The organism is Halorubrum sp. LN27 (assembly GCF_016635065.1).
GTDB lineage: Archaea > Halobacteriota > Halobacteria > Halobacteriales > Haloferacaceae > Halorubrum > Halorubrum salipaludis.
The window spans coordinates 1,483,095-1,498,658 of record NZ_JAEPET010000001.1 but is presented as its reverse complement, the minus strand read 5'-3'; the positions used below and the strand labels follow the sequence as shown (position 1 = coordinate 1,498,658).

Sequence of the window (15,564 nt, the reverse complement as noted above, 5' to 3'; positions counted from 1 at the left end):
GCGCGGGACATATATGGACCGGCGCCCAACTTCCGCCAGTGACAGTCCCCGACAGATTCCCCGCGGTGCTGGCCGCGACGGCGATGGGCGTCTACCTCCTCGTCGTCGTCGGTGCCACGACCTCGCTCACCGAGGCGGCCGCCGCCTGCGGGGGGTGGCCGGCCTGCGGGACCGGCGCCCAGCTCCCCGCGGAGACCGCCGGCTGGATCGCGCTCGGCCACCGCCTGATCGCCGTCGCCGTTGGGGTCCTCGTCGCCCTCTCCGCCGCCCTCGCGTGGCTCGACGGCGCGAGCCGACGGATCCGGGCCGCGCTCACCCTCGCGCTGATCGTGTACCCCGCCCAGGCCGGCGTGGGCGCGCTCGTCGCCGTCGGCGGGCTCCCGGCCGCGCTCGGCTCCGTCCACCTCCTCCTCGGCGTGGCCATCTTCGCGGCCGTGCTGGCCGGACTCGCGTGGTGGCTGGAGGCCGAGACGGGCGACCCGGACGACGCGCCCGCCGACTTCGAGCCGGGGACCGACGACCTCCCGCCGGTCGAGGAGGCACCGGAGGCCGACGTGCCGACCGCCGCGGTCCCGCGGCTGAAGGCGACCGCGGCGGCGTACTTCCGGCTGATGAAGCCGCGGCTGATGTGGCTGCTCTGTCTGGTCGCCGCCGCCGCGATGGCGCTGGCCGGCGGGGCTGGGTTCACCCCCCGCGTCGTGACGGCGACCCTCGTCGGCGGCGCGCTCTCGATCGGCGCCTCCGGCACGTTCAACCACGTGTTCGAACGCGACGTAGACAAGCGGATGCAGCGCACGAACGACCGCCCGCTGGCGACCGACCTCGTGCCGGTGCCCCACGCGCTCGCGTTCGGGGGGCTTCTCACGGTCGTCTCGCTCGCCCTGTTCTGGACGGTGAACCCGTTGACGGCGGCGCTCGGGCTGCTCGCGATCGCCTTTTACAGCGTCGTGTACACCCTCGTTCTGAAGCCGAACACGGTGCAGAACACCGTGATCGGCGGGGCCGCCGGCGCGCTCCCGGCCCTCATCGGCTGGGCCGCGGTGACCGGCGAGATCGGGGGCGGCGGACTGCTGCTCGCCGCGATCATCTTCCTGTGGACGCCCGCGCACTTCTACAACCTCGCGTTGGCCTACAAGGACGACTACGAGCGCGGCGGCTTCCCGATGATGCCCGTGGTGCGCGGCGAGACGACGACACGCCGGCACATCGTCTGGTACCTCGGCGCGACGCTCGTCGCGGCGGTCGCGCTCGCGGCGGTCGCCGAGCCGCTGGGGGCGCTCTACGCCGCCGTGGGCGTCGCCGTCGGCGCGCTGTTCCTCTGGACCGTCGTCCGGCTCCACTACGAACAGACCGAGTCGGCGGCGTTCCGCGCGTTCCACGCGTCGAACGCCTACCTCGGCCTCCTACTCTTTGCCGTCGTCTTCGACGCGCTCGTGGTCTGAGCGGCGGTTCGGAGACCCGTCGACGGTATCGGCGATGATAGCCGGGCCGATGCGGTTTATATGCCTTCGCAGGGAAGGTGGCGTAATTGAATGGCCGACACGTCGAGCACAGCCGTACGCTCGCTGTGGCCCGTCTGGGGGCTCAGCGTCGTGCTCCTCCTCTCACACGTCGCCGAGGCCGCGGTCATCGCGGCTGGGCTCGTTTCCCTCCCCGGCGGCTACTGGGTGGGATTCCTCTCCTCGATAGCGGTCGTGCTCGGCGTCGGGTACGTGATCTACTGGGCCCCGAGGTCGGAGCTCTCCTCGCCGCGGTATCGACGGATAAACCGCTGGTGGGTCGCGGGCGCGGCGGGCTTTCTCCTCGTCAACGCGGGCTTCATGGCGACGCTGCCGACGGAATCCGCGTTTCAGGTGTTCGGCTGGATTCGCTGGGCGGTCGGCTTCGGCGGCGGTATCGGGCTGCTCATCGGGCTGTTCGAGGCGAGAGCGATCGAGCGCGAGGTCGCGGCGGAGCGGAGCCGGATCCGGCAGGCCGAGCTCCGCAACGAGCGCGACCGGCTCGAGGAGTTCGCGAGCGTCGTGTCACACGACCTCCGGAATCCGCTCAACGTCGTCCGCGGTCGGTTCGACCTCGCGTACCGGGCGCACCCGGACGACGAGCACTTGGCCGAGATCGAGCCCGCGCTCGATCGGATGGACGAGATCATCGAGGAGACGCTGACGCTCGCCCGCGAGGGGAAGGTCGTCGACGACGTCGACGACGTCGGGCTCGCCGAGTGCGCGCGGGAGTGCTGGTCGCGCGTGGACGCGGCGGACGCGACGCTCCGCGTGGACGGATCGATGACCCTGCGGGCCGACCGCGACCGGCTGTCGCACGTCTTCGAGAACCTCTTTCGGAACAGCGTCGAACACGGCGGCAGCGACGTGACCGTTCGGGTGGGCGCGCTCGACGGCGCGGACGGCTTTTACGTCGAGGACGACGGCGTCGGCATCCCCGAAGAGCACGTCGACCGGGTTCGCGAGACCGGGTTCACGTCGTCGCCCGACGGAACGGGATTCGGACTCGCGATCGTGGACCGGATCGTAAAGGCACACGACTGGGAGCTGCGGATCGGCGGCGGGGGCGAGGACGGTACGCGGTTCGAGATCACCGGGGTCGACCGGCGATCGGAGGGATGACGACCGAGACGCGGTGTGTTTTTAGTTTGTTCGGCGCGAAGCGGGGACGTATGACACGCATCGAAGTCGAGTACTGCGTCCCGTGCGGCATGTTGAATCGCGCCCAAGACGTCTCGGAGGCGATCCTCAAGCAGTTCGGCGAGGAGATCGACGAGGTGGCGTTGGTGACCGGCGACGACGGCGTGTTCGTCGTGCGCGCGGACGGCGAGGTCGTCTTCGACAAGACGGAAGACGAGTACGACGTGGACGCCATCGTGCGCGCGGTCAAACCGCACGTCAGCGCGGCCGCGTAGACGCTCTACGTCCGCGCGATCGGGAGACGCCGGCCGGGACGCGCGACGCCGGCCGGGACGCGCGACGCCGGCCGGGACACGTTTATTACGGCACGCTAACAATTCGCATCGATGACGGATCGATCGGTCGGCGGTCCGGACGACGACGGGAGGCGCGCCGCCGAATCCGCGGACGGCGGGACCGAAGACCGGGATGCCGAAGACCGGGCGCCGACCGAGCGCGAGTGGACGCGCCGCGTGTGGTACCGGTCGCGGGTCGGGCTCGCCGTGATCGGGGTGGACCTGCTCTTGACGGTCCTCCTCGTGGCCGGCACGGTCGTCGCGTACGAGGTCCCGTTCGCGGAGCTGAACCGGATCGCCGACGGCGTCGTTCCGTCGTACGTGTACGCGTTCAGCCTGTTCGGCGCGCTGGGGTTCGTCTTCACGGCGCTGATCGACGAGTTCGACAGCTCGGCGGGCGACCTGCTCCGGTACAACTTCCGGCTGCCCGCCGCCCTGCCGCTCGGCGTCGGCATCTACCTGCTGTCGGGAGTCATCCTCGGGGAGGGAACGTCCGACTTCCCGCTCGTCGCCGGGACGGTCTTCCTCGCGGGGCTGTACGTCAACCTCGCGTACAAGCGGCTGGGGGCGCTGGCGCGGCGGCTGCTCCCGGGGCGACGCGAGGAGGCCGACGCGTGACGGCCACGCGCGACGCTACTCGGCGTAAACCGCGCGCGCGGAGTTCGACACCACGAGGAGACTGCTCGTCGCCATCGCGACCGCGGCGAAGAGCGGGTTGAGGACCCCAGAGACGGCCATGGGGATCGCGACCGCGTTGTAGACGAACGCCCACCCGAGGTTCTGTTTGAGCCGGCGGTTCGTCCCGCGGGTGACCGCGAACAGCTCCGGAATCGCCGAGAGGCGGTCCTCCAGCAGGACGGCGTCGGCCGCGTCGGCCGCCAGGTCGGTCCCGCTGGCGACGGAGACGCCGACGTCCGCCGCCGCGAGCGCGGGCGCGTCGTTGCTCCCGTCCCCGACCATCGCGACGCGCTCGGTCGCGGTCAGCCGCCGGACCGTCTCGGCCTTCGCCGCCGGCGGGACCCCCGCGAACACCTCGTCGATCGCGGGGTGCGCCTCGAACCGCCGGGCCGCCGCGGGCGAGTCCCCGGTGAGCACGACGACCCGGCGTCCGTCCGCCGCGAGCTCCTCGACGACCGCCTCCCAGCCGTCGCGCACCTCGTCGCCGACGACGAGCACACCCCGGACGGCACCGTCCCAGCCGACGTACACGGGAACGCGGCCGGCCTCGCGGGCCTCCTCGCCGGCCGCGTCGAGCGAGCCGGGGACGGCCCACTCCCCGCCCTCGAACAGCGAGCGGTGGCCGACGACGACCTCGTCGCCGTCGATCCGACCCGAGACGCCCCTGTCCGTGACCGTCACGTCTGCGGCGGGCGACGGCTCGGCGACCGCCCCGCCGTCGCTCGCCGCGCGCGGGCGGGCGTCGTTCCCGCCGCGGTCGCGTTCCGCCTCCCGCCCCTCCCCCGCTACCCCCGCGACGATCGCCTCCGCGACCGGGTGGGCCGAGGCGCGCTCCAGCGCCGCGGCCCTGTTCCGGACGGTCTCGGGGGCGGTCTCGTCCGTCGTCGTCCCGAGCAGCCGCATCTCCCCGTCGGTGAGGGTTCCGGTCTTGTCGAGCACGACCGTGTCGACGTCGGCGGCCTCCTCGAAGACGGCGTCGGAGACGATCACGATCCCCCGTCGGGCCGCGTCGCGGACGCCGGCCGCGACCGCGAGCGGTGACGCGAGCCCGAGCGCGCACGGACACGAGACGATGAGCACCGTGAGCCCGACCAGCGCCGCCTCCGGCGGCGCGCCGCCGAACGCGAGCGTCGCGCCGGCCGCGAGGACCGCGACGGCGACGACGAGGGGGACGAAGGCCGTCGCCAGCCTGTCGACGAGCCGCTGGATCCCCGACCGCGAGCTCTGGATCTCCCAGAGCAGCCGGACGAGCGTGTCGAGGGTGCTCTCGGCGTCCTCGCCAACCTCGACGACCACCGGGGCGTCGGTGACGACGGTGCCGCCGCGGACCGCGTCGCCCTCGCGTTTCGTCGCCGGGAGCGACTCGCCGGTGACCAAGGCTTCGTCGACCGCGGCGGTCCCCTCGACGACCGTCCCGTCGAACGGGACGCGCTCGCCGGGTCGCACGAGCAGGCGATCCCCGGGGTCGACCGCGTCCGCCGCGACCGTCTCGCCCGCCTCGGTCCGGACATCGCGCTCCGTCGCGGTCGTCAGCTCCGAGAGGGCGCCGGTCGCGCGCCGCTTGATCAGCGACTCGTAGTGGTTTCCGGCCGTGACGACCAAGATGACCGCAATCGTCACGTCGAAGTAGAGGTCGGTCCGTCCGAGCAGCATCGCGAGGGTGCTGTACGCGTACGAGCTGGCCGCCGCGAGCGACACCAGGAGATCCATGTTCGGCTGCCGCGCGCGCAGGCTCACGTAGGCGCCCCGCAGGATGGGATAGCCCGTGTAAAATAAGACGATCGAGGCGAACAGCCAGATCTGCGTGAACAGGTACAGCCCGGATATCCCGCCCAGATCGAGGAACGGCTCGTAGCCGAAGTAGGTGGGGTACAGGAAGACGACGTACCACAGCATCGCCATCATCCCGAAGAAGCCGCCGCCGATCAGGAATCGGACGACCGCGTCGTCGCGCTCGGCGTCGGGGTCGGCGCGGTGGCTCGCGGAGTACCCGGCGACGGAGAGGCGCTCGGGGAGCTCGTCGGCCTCGACGGTCTCGGGGTCGTAGTCGACGCGGATCGTGTCCGTCGCGTAGCTCGCCTCCGCGGCCGCGACGCCGGGCTGTTCGCCCGCGGTCATCTCGAGGAACGACTCGCAGGTCGCGCAGTGCATCCCGTCGACGTGGAGGAAGGTCGTCTCGCCGTCGAACTCGTCGCCCGGCTCCGCCCGCGGGCGTCGCTCCTCGATGTCGTCAATCCCGACCTCGAATTCCCCGTCAACCCCGCCGAACTCCTCGGCGTCGCCGAGCGACCGCGCGACCGCGAGACACCCCCGACAGCAGAACTCGCCGTCGACGTCCGGAGCCGTGTGGGGATCGTCTCCGGTCGGGAGGTCACAGAGTGTACAGTGTGGCATGTGGGTCCGCTTTCGGCGTTCCGCGGGCGGGACGCTGATCCGACCCGCCGCGCTTCGCTCGGTGCGGTCTGGTCGACGACGCCCGCCCGACTACGCCTGTTCGGGGTCCGCGGCGCTTCCGTCGCCGAACCCGGGCAGGCCCCCGCCGGTGGCAATCCGGAGGCTCGCCCAGATGAGTAGCACGTTCACCAGCGTGATCGCGACGAACAGCTCCGAGCGGTCCGCGATGAACACCGCCGCGGGGACGAGCCCGCCGAGCACGAGGAGCACGGCCTGTTGGAGCGAGAAGTTCATGCCGTAACCAAGGCACCGCCGATTATATATAATATTCCTGTTTTCAGGGTCCGAGAACGGGTGGATGTTATATAGTCTCTTGTCAATAACGCCACCCATGGGCCGAAACGAGACCGCACACGCGTCTGCGGAGGACGTTGGCGGAGAGACGGAGGAGTTCGATCCGATCGGGACCCTCACGCTCATCGCGATCTACTTCGCGATCCTGGTTGTGTCGTGGGTGTACATCTACTACATCGAGTTCCTCGGCCGCGACCTGGTCATCGTGGGGTGATCACGAGATGCACATTCACGCCTACGAGAAGCTCTGGCTCGCGGCGTCGGTGCTTCTGATACTGTTCCTCCTCGGCTCGGTCACGTACGGCGCCGTCGGACCGGGGGTCGCGATGGTGAGCGACAGCGAGCCGGCGATCGACGCCGGCGCGCTCGACGAGGACGATCGGTTCTCGGAGCCCCGCGTCGAACAGGTCGGGGAGAACGAGTACGCGGCGTACGTCGTCGCTCGCCAGTTCGGGTTCCAGCCCGATCCCATCGTCGTGCCGGCGAACAGCACCGTGACGTTCTACGTCACTTCCGCGGACGTGATCCACGGGTTCGAAGTCGCCGGGACGAACGCCAACACGATGGTGGTACCCGGCGAGGTCTCCGAGATCACCGTCGAGACCGACGGACCGGCCGAGTACGGCATCGTCTGTAACGAGTACTGCGGCGCCGCCCACCACGCGATGGAGGGGAAACTGGAGGTCGTGAGTCAGTCGGCCTACGAGGAGCGCGCCAGCGGGGGTGACGGCGAATGAGCGAGGCGATCGAGGGCGATCGGACGTTCGCCGACAAGTTCCCCGAGGAGGCGCGTGTCGTTCGCGCCGCGCTGCTCGGGTCGTTCCTCGCGCTCACCCTCGGTGCGGTCTTCGGGATCATTCAGACGCTCCACCGGACCGGCGTCTTCCGGGGGCTCATCAGCTCCACCGACTACTACACGTCGCTCACCGCACACGGCGTGTTCCTCGCGCTCAGCTTCACGACGTTCTTCCTCGTCGGCCTGTTCACGTGGGCGGTCGTGCGGAGCCTCGACAGGCCGGTGATCGACATCCGGATCACGTGGACGTGGTACGGCCTCATGGCGGCCGGGATGACGATGACGGGGATCTCGATCCTCGCCGGCTTCGTCAACGAGCTCGACATGAGCGCCGACGTTCTCTTCACGTTCTACGCCCCGCTGCAGGCGCACCCGATGTTCTACGCGGGGCTCGCCGTCTTCATCGTCGGATCGTGGATCGCCGGCGCCGACTACTTCCGGACGTGGCTCGCGTGGAAGCGCGAAAACCCCGACGAGCGGATCCCGCTGCAGACGTTCATGGTGTTGACGACGATGGCGATGTGGTACATCGCGTCGTCCGCCGTGGCGGCCTCGGTACTGATCTTCCTGCTGCCGTGGTCGCTCGGGCTGATCGATCAGGTGAACCCGACGCTGACCCGGACGCTGTTCTGGTTCTTCGGCCACCCGGTGGTGTACTTCTGGCTGATGCCGGCGTACCTGCTGTGGTACACGGTGCTTCCGAAGATCGCCGGCGGGCGACTGTTCAGCGACCCGCTCGCGCGCGTCGTGTTCGTGCTGTTCCTGCTCCTCTCGACCCCGGTGGGGATCCACCACCAGTACCTCGATCCGGGGATCGCGGAGGGGTTCAAGTTCATCTCGATGACGAACACGATGTTCCTGCTGTTGCCGAGCCTGCTCACCGCGTTCACGGTCGTCGCGAGCGTGGAGTACGGCGCCCGCCAGCGCGGCGGGACCGGCCTCCTCGGCTGGCTCACCGACCTCCCGTGGCGGGACCCGGCGTTCACCGGGATGATGCTCGCGGGACTGATGTTCGCCGCCGGCGGCTTCTCCGGAATGGTGAACGCCGGCATGAACATCAACTACATGATCCACAACACGATCTGGGTCCCGGGTCACTTCCACCTCACCGTGGGGACCGCGGTCGCGCTCACGTTCATGGCCGCCACCTACTGGCTCTGGCCCCAGATCACCAACAAGCCGATCTACAGCCGAGCGATCGGGCTGGTCCAGGTCGTGGTCTGGTTCATCGGCATGGCGCTGATGTCGAACGCGATGCACGCGCAGGGGATACTGGGCGTTCCGCGGCGGACCGCGGAGCCGGAGTACTCCGGGTTCGACTACCCGACGATGTTCGGGGGGTTCGAGGAGCTCAACATCCAGATCGCGATCGGCGGGACGCTGCTGTTCGTCTCGACGGTCCTGTTCATCGGGAACCTCGTACTCACGATGGGGAACCCCAAGATCTCCGGGCTCGCGGAGGAGCTGCCGCCGGCGCTGTCCGGGCCCGACGACTCACCGAAGGTGCTCGATAACCTCCGGCTGTGGGTCAGCATCGCGCTGGTGTTGGTCGTCCTCGCGTACGCGCTTCCGCTGGCGGCGATCATCGGCCGCGGCGGGCTGCTCGGGCCGGGCGTCGGGACGTATCCGGTGTGGCTCGCGCCCGTGTTCGACGCGCTCGCGAACGGGGCGGCCGCGGTGGTCGGCGGGATCGTCGACGCGTCGGCCTCGCTCGTGGAGGTGATCAGATGACCGTCGACGTGACCCGCGGCGGGCTCCTCGTGGGGCTCGCGATCATCGGCGTGATCGTCTACGAGTTCCGAACCGTCCTCGACTTCGTTGGGATCGAGCTGCCGCTGATCCCGTACATGGCCGCCGTCTTCGTCCTCGCCGCCCTCGCGGTCTGGGGCGTCATCCTCAAGGGCGGTTGGCGGACCGATCCCGAGGGCGACGAGCCGGCGTAGCGGCCACCGGTCACCCGTATTCGACGGCCGGCGCTCTTTCCCCCTGCCGAGTACCCGATGACCGCGGCGGTTATGACGACGTAGCGCAAGAGGCGACCATGGACGAGACGCACGTCGCCGTCCGGTGTGATGACTGTCCGTTCGCGGCGACCTACGACCGGCTCCGCGACGCCCGAACCGCCGTGGACGACCACGAGTCGATGACGGGTCACGGCGTCGACTGGGAGATCCAGTCGCTCGACGCCGGCGTCTCGAGGGCGGGCGCCGACGCCGGCGTCTGCGGTCGCCCCGGGTGCGCGAACGAGGACTCCCCGCTCGTCGATCCGGATCCGCCGGAGCCGGAGTCGGAGCGGTAACCGAGCCCGGAGTCGGAGCGGTAACCGAGCCCGGAGTCGGAGCGGTAACCGGGCCCGGAATCGCCGCCGCGGTCGAGACACACGACTTTTTGATCGTCGGGGGCGTCGGCGACGACATGAGTACATCAGACGATCGGCTCACCTTCGGCGTGCTCGGAACCGCGGGGATCGCCCGCAAAGCGGTCGTCCCGGCGATCGCGGCGAGCGACCACGCGGTCGGCGCGGTCGCGTCTCGGGACGGCGAGCGCGCACGGCGGTTCGCCGAGGAGCACGCGATTCCGCGGAGTCACGGCTCCTACGAAGCCCTGCTCGAAGACGCCGGGATCGACGCGGTGTACGTCCCGCTCCCGAACGGGCTCCACGCCGAGTGGACGACGCGAGCCGCCGACGCCGGCCTCCACGTGCTCTGCGAGAAACCCCTCGCGGTCGACGCGGCGGAGGCGCGCGCGGTGACCGACCACTGCGCGGACCGAGGCGTCACCCTGATGGAGGGGTTCATGTACCGGTACCACCCGCGTACGGAACGCGTCCTCGAGCTAGTAGCGGAGGAGCTGGCCGACGTGCGCACGGTGACCTCGACGTTCCGGTTCCCGCTGTACGACCGCCCGAACGACGTGCGGTTGGACCCGGAGCTCGCCGGCGGCTCGCTGATGGACGTCGGCTGTTACCCCGTCTCGCTCGCCAGAACCGTCCTCGGCGAGCCGGACCGGGCGTACGCGCACACGCACGACACCCGCGACGCCGGCGTCGACACGGAGCTCGCGGGCGTGCTGGAGTACGAGGACGGTCGGTCGGCGCGGATCGCCTCCGGCTTCGATACGCAGCTGATCCAGCGCTACCGGATCGACGCGACCAACGGCTGGGTCGCGGTCGAGCGTGCGTTCGACGCGCCCACGGACGAACGGACGGAGCTGACCTACGAGATCGACGGTCGGCGCGGCGTCGAGACGTTCGATCCCGTCGACCAGTACCGGCTGCAGGTGGAACACTTCGCCGACTGCGTCGCCGGCGACGCCAGCCCGTTGACCGACGGCGGGGAGGCGGTCGCGAACATGCGAGTCATCGACGCGCTGTCCGAGAGCGCGGACGGAAGCGGATCGGTGACGATCGAGTGAACTGAGTAGTCGAACGAGTCGAGCAGTCGAGTGAGTCGCCCGGCACGTCGTTTTCGTCGGCTTTCCGCGATCTCAGTCGAACGCCGACGCTGGCGGGAAGTGAATAAAGAGACCGTCGAGCCGCCCGAGAGGGCGGTCGAGGGGTAACGTCGCTACTCGTTTCCGAACATCTGGCGCATCATCGGGTGCATCTCCATCAGCTGCTCTTCCGCGATCTCCTCGTACAGCTTGTACGTGATCGAGACCGCGAGCAGCAGCCCGGTGCCGGAGACCTGACCGATGGTGCCGAGTAGGTTCGCCATGACGGCGAGCAGCCCGACGAGGGCGCCGCCGATGACGGTCACCTGCGGGATGTACCGCTCCATGACCTTCTCGACGACCTGCGGATTCCGTCGGAATCCGGGGATCTGCATCCCGGAGTTCTGGATCTGTTTCGCCGTCGCCTCCGGGCCCATCCCGGTGGTCTCGACCCAGAAGATCGCGAAGATCGCGCCGCCGACGACCATGAACGTGAGGTCGATCAGCAGCCGAACCGCGATCATCCACGGCTCGACCGACGCGGGGATCTCACCCAGGAACCACATCCAGTCCGTGCGGGCCTGGATCGGGTTCAGGTAGTAGAACAGCCCGGAGATGGGCTGCCCCTGATCGCTGTAGACGCCGAGCCATCCGGGCATCCCCGCCCACTGCGAGGAGAGGAGCTGCCCGAGGAACTGGATGTTCGCCTGCAGCGCGCGAACGAGGATCATCGGCAGGACGGACGCGTAGATGAGCTTCACCGGGAAGCGCCCGCGAGCGCCCTTCACCCGCGCGTGCGACAGCGGGATCTCGACGCGGACCGACTCCGCGTACACGACGATCCCGAAGATGAACAGCGTGGTGAACAGTGCCAAGATGTTCCCGGGATCGAACAGCAGGTTCTGGAGCCCCTCCGCCGTAAACGGCGACATCGACACGGGTACGTCACCAAAGATGACGCCGTACCAGCTCGCGAAGAAGCCGGACGCGCCGAGCGCGGAGAAGCTGAAGAAGCCGCCGACGATCTGCTGGCTCACCGACGCGATGATGAACAGCCCGACGCCGGAGCCGACGCCCCACTTGCTCACGATCTCGTCCATGAACAAGAGCAGGACGCCGCCGATGAATATCTGCACGAATATCAGCGACTTGACGCCGAACGTGCCGATACCGAGCGCCTGACCGACGGCCTCGTCCGCTGGAAGGAACGCACCGGTGAACACCATCGGGGCCGCCGTCAGGGCGGTGACGATGACCACCAAGAGCTTCTGGAGGCCCTGGTACAGGACCTGGTCACGCGGGTCGTCGGTGTCGAGGCCGAGCAGATTCGCACCGCCCAACAGCTGGAGGACGATGGACGCCGTGACGATCGGTCCGATACCGACCTGTAGCAGCGATCCGGACGACCCGGCAAGCACCGACCGGAACTGCCCGAAGAAGTCGGAGCCCTGACCCACGTCCAACCCGAACGGATTGATGTTGGTCAGGAAGAAGTAGACGATCAGGATGCCTGCCGTCCACATGAGCTTCCGCTTGAACGGAACGTGACCCGCGGGCCGCTCCACGACGGGCATCCGCGTGAGCACCGGTTCAGCGACCTCCTTCCAACTCATTGGTTACGCCTCGTCGTCCTCGTCGTCGGAAGTGTTTTCCGGTTCGTCAGCCGCTTCGGCGCGCTCGGAGAGCGTCGCCTCGCCGCCGGCCTCCTCGATGAGTTCGACTGCACCGGCGGTGAACGCGTCGGCGGTGACGCGGAGCTCGCGTCGGACCTGTCCGCCGCCGAGCACCTTCACGACGTCGGCCTCGTGACCGTCCTCGACGACGTCGCGCGCGTCGATGACGTACGCGTCGCCGTCCTCCTCGGCGAGGCCCTCCGCGGCGTACAGCGCCGCGTCCTCGTCGAGCTTCTGGACCTTCACTTCGAGGACCTCGACCTGCGTGCTCTCGGGCCGCTTGAAGCCGTACTTGCCCAGCGGCGGGTAGTTGTGGTACTCGTGTTTCGCGCGGCCGGCCGCGCCGCGGCCGCCGCGGTGACCGGCGCCGCGCCGGTTCTTGTGCGTTCCGCCGCCGTGCGTCCGGGAGCCGCGCTGTCGACGTTTCTTGCTCGTCATCGCATCGCCTCCAGGAGACTGTCGATCTCCTCGGTGCTGTGTTTCCCGAGTTCGCCGCCCTCGATCACGGGGTGTTTAATTCCCTCGTGACCGCCGCGGGGGGCGTGGAGCCGGAGCGTCGGCGAGAGGCCCTGCTCGCGCAGGGTCGTCTCCTCGTCGACGAGCGCCTCGGCCAGCGCCTCGAGATCGGCGTAGTCGGTGTTGTCGTCGATCCACTCGTCGTCGATGTCGGCCGAGCCCTCGAGGGGCTCGCCGCGTCGCGCGATGGTGGCCGCGACCGCGTCGACGCTCGGTTCCCCGAACGCGACGACATCGTTCACCTTGGTGATCATACCGCGGTACGAGTCCGTCTCAGGGACGAACGTCGCGTGGTTGACGCGCCCGATGTTCAGCATGTCGAGAGTGTCCTCGACGCCGTACTCGAGGTTCACGTCGCCGCGGAGCTGCACGATCGCCTGCATCATCGACCACCCTCCTCGTAGTGAACTTCGCGAGCGTGCTGCGGAGTGCGGGACTGCGCCGCGTTCTCCAAGGCGTTGAACGTCGCCTTCGCGAGGTTGACGGTCGTGCGGGTGTTGCCGTCGGAGTTCGTCCAGGCGTCCTCGACGCCGGCGAGCTCCAGGATGTTCCGGACCGTTTCCGCCGCGGCCAGCCCGAGCCCCTGCGGGGCGGGCTGGATCTCGACGGTGACGGAGCCGGCCTTCCCCTCGGCCTTGCGGGTGAGGGAGTTGGTGCCGCCGGGCTGGTCCTCCCAGGACCCGGAGCCGCGGTCGACCTTGATGATGTTCAGCTTCGCGACGTCGATCGCCTTCTGGATGGCGCCGCCGACCTGGTCGTCCCGGGCCTGCGCGTAGCCGAGGTAGCCGTCGCGGTTGCCCACGGCGACCACGCAGCGGAACTTCACGCGGCGTCCGGAGTCAGTCATCCGCTGGACCATGTTGATGTCCAGCACCTCGTCTTCCAGCCCCGGGAGGAGCTGGTCGACGATCTCGGCCTCCTTCAGCGGGAGCCCGGAGTCGAGCGCCTGTTCCATCGACGAGATGTCGCCGTTCTGTACCTTGCGGCCGAGTCGCGTCCGCGGTTCCCAGCCGTCGTTGTGTCTACTCATGGTCCTCCTGGATTGTCGCGAGCACGTCGTCGAAGTGCTCGGGTACGTCTGCGGCGTCGAAATCGCCGCTGTACAGCGGCTCGTCGAGCTGTTCGGCGTACGCGGCGATGTGCTCGCCGCGCGTGCGCGACCAGTCGGCCAGCACGTCGTCGTTGTGCGGGATTTCGAGGCCGGCGTCGATCGCTCCTTCCTGTACTGCGAACGTCTTGTTGCCGGGCGTCGCCGTGTTGAGCCCGATGTCGAGGACGGCCTCGTCGAGGCCGGCGTCGACGGCGCGGGCGCCCGCGAGGTAGCCGGTGAGGTACGCGCTGGGGAGGTTGCCCGTGGGGGCGTCCCAGCCGTACTCGCCGAGCTCCTCGCTGGAGGCGGCCGCGTGGGTCTCGTCGCCGTCGGATCCGGGAGTCACCAGCTGCGCCCTGACGTGAGCGTTGCTCACCCGAGCGACCAGGCGAGGCTTGCCCGATTTCAGCAGGCGCAACCTCTGATGGTAATCCGTCCGGACCTCGCGGCGGCGCCGCATCGGCACCTTGTATCGTGGTCCTGTCGCCATTAGTCCGTCACCTCGTAACCGTACTGCGTCTGGATGTACGCCTCCAGTCGCGCGACGTCCTCGAAGTCGCCGCCGCTCGCCTTGTTGTAGAGCGTGCGGTACTCGCTGGCGTCGAGCACGTCTTCCTCGTCTCGGAGCTCCTTCAGGCGGGCGCGCTGCGCGCGGATCCGCGCCTTCCAGTCGTCCTTCGTGTTCTGTCGTGCGCCGGACTTCCCCTTCCGGGTCCCGGCGCCCGACTGATGACCGTACGAGCGCTTCTCGGCGCGCTCGCGGGCCCGACCGCGGGAGTTCGTCTTCGCGTCCTTCGCGCGGATGGTGCCCTGTTCGATGAGCTCGCGGACGTCCTCTCGCGTGATGGCGTCCTCGATCTCCTCCTGTGCCTCGGGGTCGAGCCAGACGCGGCCCTTGCCGACGTCCAGCTCGTCCGCTGCGAGCCGTTTCTGCGCCTTCAGATCACTCATCGTTGACCTCCACTTCGACGTAGGTCGGGTTCAGCACGCGAATGCCGCGCTCCTCCGCCTCGTCTTCGATCAGTTCGCGCTTGCGACCGCCGACCTTCGAGGCGATCCGCACCGCCTGCGTGTCGCCGTCGACGCCCTCGAGGTCGTCCGTGTTGTGCACGCGGACCTCCTCGAAGCCGCTCGGGTGCAGGTCGCGGGACGCCTTCGGCGATCGGAAGCCCGCCTCGACGACGGGGCCCTTCGCCTTCATGCGGCGCCGCTGCTTGGAGAGCCCGCCGCGCGGCTTGCGCCACGACGTCGGGATCCGCTTTTTCTTGTGGTAGTCCTGCCGGTTGAACTGCGGTTTCCCCTCGCGGTGCTTCTGTGCGAGCGCGCGAGCGGTCTCGTCGTCCAGTTCCGGCGTCTTGTCGGCGTGACCGCGGGGGCGAAGCTCCGTCTCGACGTCCTCGGACTCGGCCTCCTCCTCGTCGGCCTCCTCCTCGTCCGTCTCGTCTTCGATCTCCGCGTCCGCCTCCTCGTCGACCTCCAGCCCGCCGACGTCGGCCTTGATACGCGCTGCGAGCGCGTTGCCGACGCCGTCGACCTCGGAGAGTTCCGACTGGGAGGCGGCCTTCACGTCCTCGACCGTCTCGTAGCCGGCCTCGCGAAGGGCGTCCGCCTTCGAGGGACCGACACCGCTGATGTCTTCCAGTTCTTCGGCCATTGG

General features: G+C 69.2%; 19 protein-coding genes. 10 read left to right on the top strand and 9 right to left on the bottom strand.

Going from position 1 to position 15,564, the window contains the following annotated elements; genetic code table 11:
• The first annotated feature begins 38 nt into the window (after nucleotides 1-38).
• From JIN95_RS07415 to JIN95_RS07400, 4 genes are all read left to right on the top strand, one after another.
• Complete coding sequence (locus JIN95_RS07415; RefSeq protein ID WP_095636836.1) at nucleotides 39-1,442, top strand: heme o synthase; 1,404 nt, start codon at nucleotides 39-41, stop codon at nucleotides 1,440-1,442.
• A gap of 90 nt (nucleotides 1,443-1,532) precedes the next feature.
• Entirely contained in the window at nucleotides 1,533-2,621 is a 1,089-nt protein-coding gene (locus tag JIN95_RS07410; RefSeq protein ID WP_095636837.1) for a HAMP domain-containing sensor histidine kinase, read from the top strand.
• Nucleotides 2,622-2,671: 50 nt separating this feature from the next.
• The gene (locus tag JIN95_RS07405) at nucleotides 2,672-2,914 is read left to right on the top strand and encodes an Rdx family protein (protein ID WP_095636838.1); all 243 of its coding nucleotides are present in this window, start codon (nucleotides 2,672-2,674) and stop codon (nucleotides 2,912-2,914) included.
• A 111-nt stretch (nucleotides 2,915-3,025) separates the two neighbouring features.
• Entirely contained in the window at nucleotides 3,026-3,592 is a 567-nt protein-coding gene (locus tag JIN95_RS07400) for a hypothetical protein (RefSeq protein ID WP_095636839.1), read from the top strand.
• Between the two features lie 15 nt (nucleotides 3,593-3,607).
• On the opposite strand, the gene JIN95_RS07395 is transcribed toward JIN95_RS07400, so the two are convergent.
• Both JIN95_RS07395 and JIN95_RS07390 read right to left on the bottom strand, forming a co-directional pair.
• Entirely contained in the window at nucleotides 3,608-6,046 is a 2,439-nt protein-coding gene (locus tag JIN95_RS07395; RefSeq protein ID WP_200530975.1) for a heavy metal translocating P-type ATPase, read from the bottom strand.
• A gap of 90 nt (nucleotides 6,047-6,136) precedes the next feature.
• Nucleotides 6,137-6,340 carry a hypothetical protein gene (locus JIN95_RS07390; RefSeq protein ID WP_200530974.1) on the bottom strand — a complete coding sequence of 68 codons (204 nt, stop codon included), beginning with the start codon at nucleotides 6,338-6,340 and terminating at the stop codon, nucleotides 6,137-6,139.
• 97 nt (nucleotides 6,341-6,437) lie between these two features.
• On the opposite strand from JIN95_RS07390, the gene JIN95_RS07385 reads away from it, so the two are divergent.
• The 6 genes from JIN95_RS07385 (at nucleotide 6,438) to JIN95_RS07360 (ending at nucleotide 10,610) form a co-directional block, all read left to right on the top strand.
• Entirely contained in the window at nucleotides 6,438-6,614 is a 177-nt protein-coding gene (locus JIN95_RS07385) for a hypothetical protein (protein WP_198951536.1), read from the top strand.
• A gap of 7 nt (nucleotides 6,615-6,621) precedes the next feature.
• Nucleotides 6,622-7,137, top strand: coding sequence for a cytochrome c oxidase subunit II (locus tag JIN95_RS07380; protein ID WP_095636842.1), 516 nt, complete (start codon nucleotides 6,622-6,624; stop codon nucleotides 7,135-7,137).
• Nucleotides 7,134-8,927 (top strand): b(o/a)3-type cytochrome-c oxidase subunit 1, encoded by a 1,794-nt coding sequence (locus tag JIN95_RS07375; RefSeq protein ID WP_200530973.1) that lies wholly within the window; start codon nucleotides 7,134-7,136, stop codon nucleotides 8,925-8,927. Before JIN95_RS07380 ends, JIN95_RS07375 begins: the two co-directional genes overlap by 4 nt.
• Nucleotides 8,924-9,139: a CbaC protein gene (locus JIN95_RS07370; RefSeq protein WP_200530972.1), complete on the top strand. Its 216-nt coding sequence runs from the start codon at nucleotides 8,924-8,926 to the stop codon at nucleotides 9,137-9,139. Before JIN95_RS07375 ends, JIN95_RS07370 begins: the two co-directional genes overlap by 4 nt.
• Nucleotides 9,140-9,237: 98 nt before the next feature.
• Nucleotides 9,238-9,495, top strand: coding sequence for a hypothetical protein (locus tag JIN95_RS07365; protein ID WP_200530971.1), 258 nt, complete (start codon nucleotides 9,238-9,240; stop codon nucleotides 9,493-9,495).
• A gap of 116 nt (nucleotides 9,496-9,611) precedes the next feature.
• Nucleotides 9,612-10,610 (top strand): Gfo/Idh/MocA family oxidoreductase, encoded by a 999-nt coding sequence (locus JIN95_RS07360; RefSeq protein WP_200530970.1) that lies wholly within the window; start codon nucleotides 9,612-9,614, stop codon nucleotides 10,608-10,610.
• A gap of 152 nt (nucleotides 10,611-10,762) precedes the next feature.
• Here JIN95_RS07360 and secY read toward each other — a convergent pair whose 3' ends face one another.
• From secY to JIN95_RS07325, 7 genes are read right to left on the bottom strand one after another with little or no spacing between them, the layout of a single operon-like run.
• Entirely contained in the window at nucleotides 10,763-12,241 is a 1,479-nt protein-coding gene (gene secY, locus JIN95_RS07355; RefSeq protein WP_200530969.1) for a preprotein translocase subunit SecY, read from the bottom strand.
• A gap of 3 nt (nucleotides 12,242-12,244) precedes the next feature.
• Nucleotides 12,245-12,739, bottom strand: coding sequence for an uL15m family ribosomal protein (locus JIN95_RS07350; protein ID WP_200530968.1), 495 nt, complete (start codon nucleotides 12,737-12,739; stop codon nucleotides 12,245-12,247).
• Nucleotides 12,736-13,200, bottom strand: coding sequence for a 50S ribosomal protein L30 (locus JIN95_RS07345; RefSeq protein WP_200532122.1), 465 nt, complete (start codon nucleotides 13,198-13,200; stop codon nucleotides 12,736-12,738). Before JIN95_RS07345 ends, JIN95_RS07350 begins: the two co-directional genes overlap by 4 nt.
• Complete coding sequence (locus JIN95_RS07340) at nucleotides 13,200-13,847, bottom strand: 30S ribosomal protein S5 (RefSeq protein ID WP_095636850.1); 648 nt, start codon at nucleotides 13,845-13,847, stop codon at nucleotides 13,200-13,202. Before JIN95_RS07340 ends, JIN95_RS07345 begins: the two co-directional genes overlap by 1 nt.
• Nucleotides 13,840-14,397: a 50S ribosomal protein L18 gene (locus JIN95_RS07335; RefSeq protein WP_050025370.1), complete on the bottom strand. Its 558-nt coding sequence runs from the start codon at nucleotides 14,395-14,397 to the stop codon at nucleotides 13,840-13,842. Before JIN95_RS07335 ends, JIN95_RS07340 begins: the two co-directional genes overlap by 8 nt.
• Nucleotides 14,397-14,858 (bottom strand): 50S ribosomal protein L19e, encoded by a 462-nt coding sequence (locus tag JIN95_RS07330; protein ID WP_008847481.1) that lies wholly within the window; start codon nucleotides 14,856-14,858, stop codon nucleotides 14,397-14,399. The genes JIN95_RS07335 and JIN95_RS07330 overlap by 1 nt, the downstream gene beginning before the upstream one ends.
• Complete coding sequence (locus tag JIN95_RS07325) at nucleotides 14,851-15,561, bottom strand: 50S ribosomal protein L32e (protein ID WP_095636851.1); 711 nt, start codon at nucleotides 15,559-15,561, stop codon at nucleotides 14,851-14,853. Before JIN95_RS07325 ends, JIN95_RS07330 begins: the two co-directional genes overlap by 8 nt.
• Nucleotides 15,562-15,564: the final 3 nt, after the last annotated feature.

What these genes read in the sequence shown, in the direction of transcription:
- JIN95_RS07410 (WP_095636837.1), top strand. Translation starts at nt 1,533, where the DNA reads ATGGCCGACACGTCGAGCACAGCCGTACGCTCGCTGTGGCCCGTCTGG.
- JIN95_RS07405 (WP_095636838.1), top strand. Translation starts at nt 2,672, where the DNA reads ATGACACGCATCGAAGTCGAGTACTGCGTCCCGTGCGGCATGTTGAAT.
- JIN95_RS07400 (WP_095636839.1), top strand. Translation starts at nt 3,026, where the DNA reads ATGACGGATCGATCGGTCGGCGGTCCGGACGACGACGGGAGGCGCGCC.
- JIN95_RS07395 (WP_200530975.1), bottom strand. Translation starts at nt 6,046, where the DNA reads ATGCCACACTGTACACTCTGTGACCTCCCGACCGGAGACGATCCCCAC.
- JIN95_RS07390 (WP_200530974.1), bottom strand. Translation starts at nt 6,340, where the DNA reads ATGAACTTCTCGCTCCAACAGGCCGTGCTCCTCGTGCTCGGCGGGCTC.
- JIN95_RS07385 (WP_198951536.1), top strand. Translation starts at nt 6,438, where the DNA reads ATGGGCCGAAACGAGACCGCACACGCGTCTGCGGAGGACGTTGGCGGA.
- JIN95_RS07380 (WP_095636842.1), top strand. Translation starts at nt 6,622, where the DNA reads ATGCACATTCACGCCTACGAGAAGCTCTGGCTCGCGGCGTCGGTGCTT.
- JIN95_RS07375 (WP_200530973.1), top strand. Translation starts at nt 7,134, where the DNA reads ATGAGCGAGGCGATCGAGGGCGATCGGACGTTCGCCGACAAGTTCCCC.
- JIN95_RS07370 (WP_200530972.1), top strand. Translation starts at nt 8,924, where the DNA reads ATGACCGTCGACGTGACCCGCGGCGGGCTCCTCGTGGGGCTCGCGATC.
- JIN95_RS07365 (WP_200530971.1), top strand. Translation starts at nt 9,238, where the DNA reads ATGGACGAGACGCACGTCGCCGTCCGGTGTGATGACTGTCCGTTCGCG.
- JIN95_RS07360 (WP_200530970.1), top strand. Translation starts at nt 9,612, where the DNA reads ATGAGTACATCAGACGATCGGCTCACCTTCGGCGTGCTCGGAACCGCG.
- secY (WP_200530969.1), bottom strand. Translation starts at nt 12,241, where the DNA reads ATGAGTTGGAAGGAGGTCGCTGAACCGGTGCTCACGCGGATGCCCGTC.
- JIN95_RS07350 (WP_200530968.1), bottom strand. Translation starts at nt 12,739, where the DNA reads ATGACGAGCAAGAAACGTCGACAGCGCGGCTCCCGGACGCACGGCGGC.
- JIN95_RS07345 (WP_200532122.1), bottom strand. Translation starts at nt 13,200, where the DNA reads ATGCAGGCGATCGTGCAGCTCCGCGGCGACGTGAACCTCGAGTACGGC.
- JIN95_RS07340 (WP_095636850.1), bottom strand. Translation starts at nt 13,847, where the DNA reads ATGAGTAGACACAACGACGGCTGGGAACCGCGGACGCGACTCGGCCGC.
- JIN95_RS07335 (WP_050025370.1), bottom strand. Translation starts at nt 14,397, where the DNA reads ATGGCGACAGGACCACGATACAAGGTGCCGATGCGGCGCCGCCGCGAG.
- JIN95_RS07330 (WP_008847481.1), bottom strand. Translation starts at nt 14,858, where the DNA reads ATGAGTGATCTGAAGGCGCAGAAACGGCTCGCAGCGGACGAGCTGGAC.
- JIN95_RS07325 (WP_095636851.1), bottom strand. Translation starts at nt 15,561, where the DNA reads ATGGCCGAAGAACTGGAAGACATCAGCGGTGTCGGTCCCTCGAAGGCG.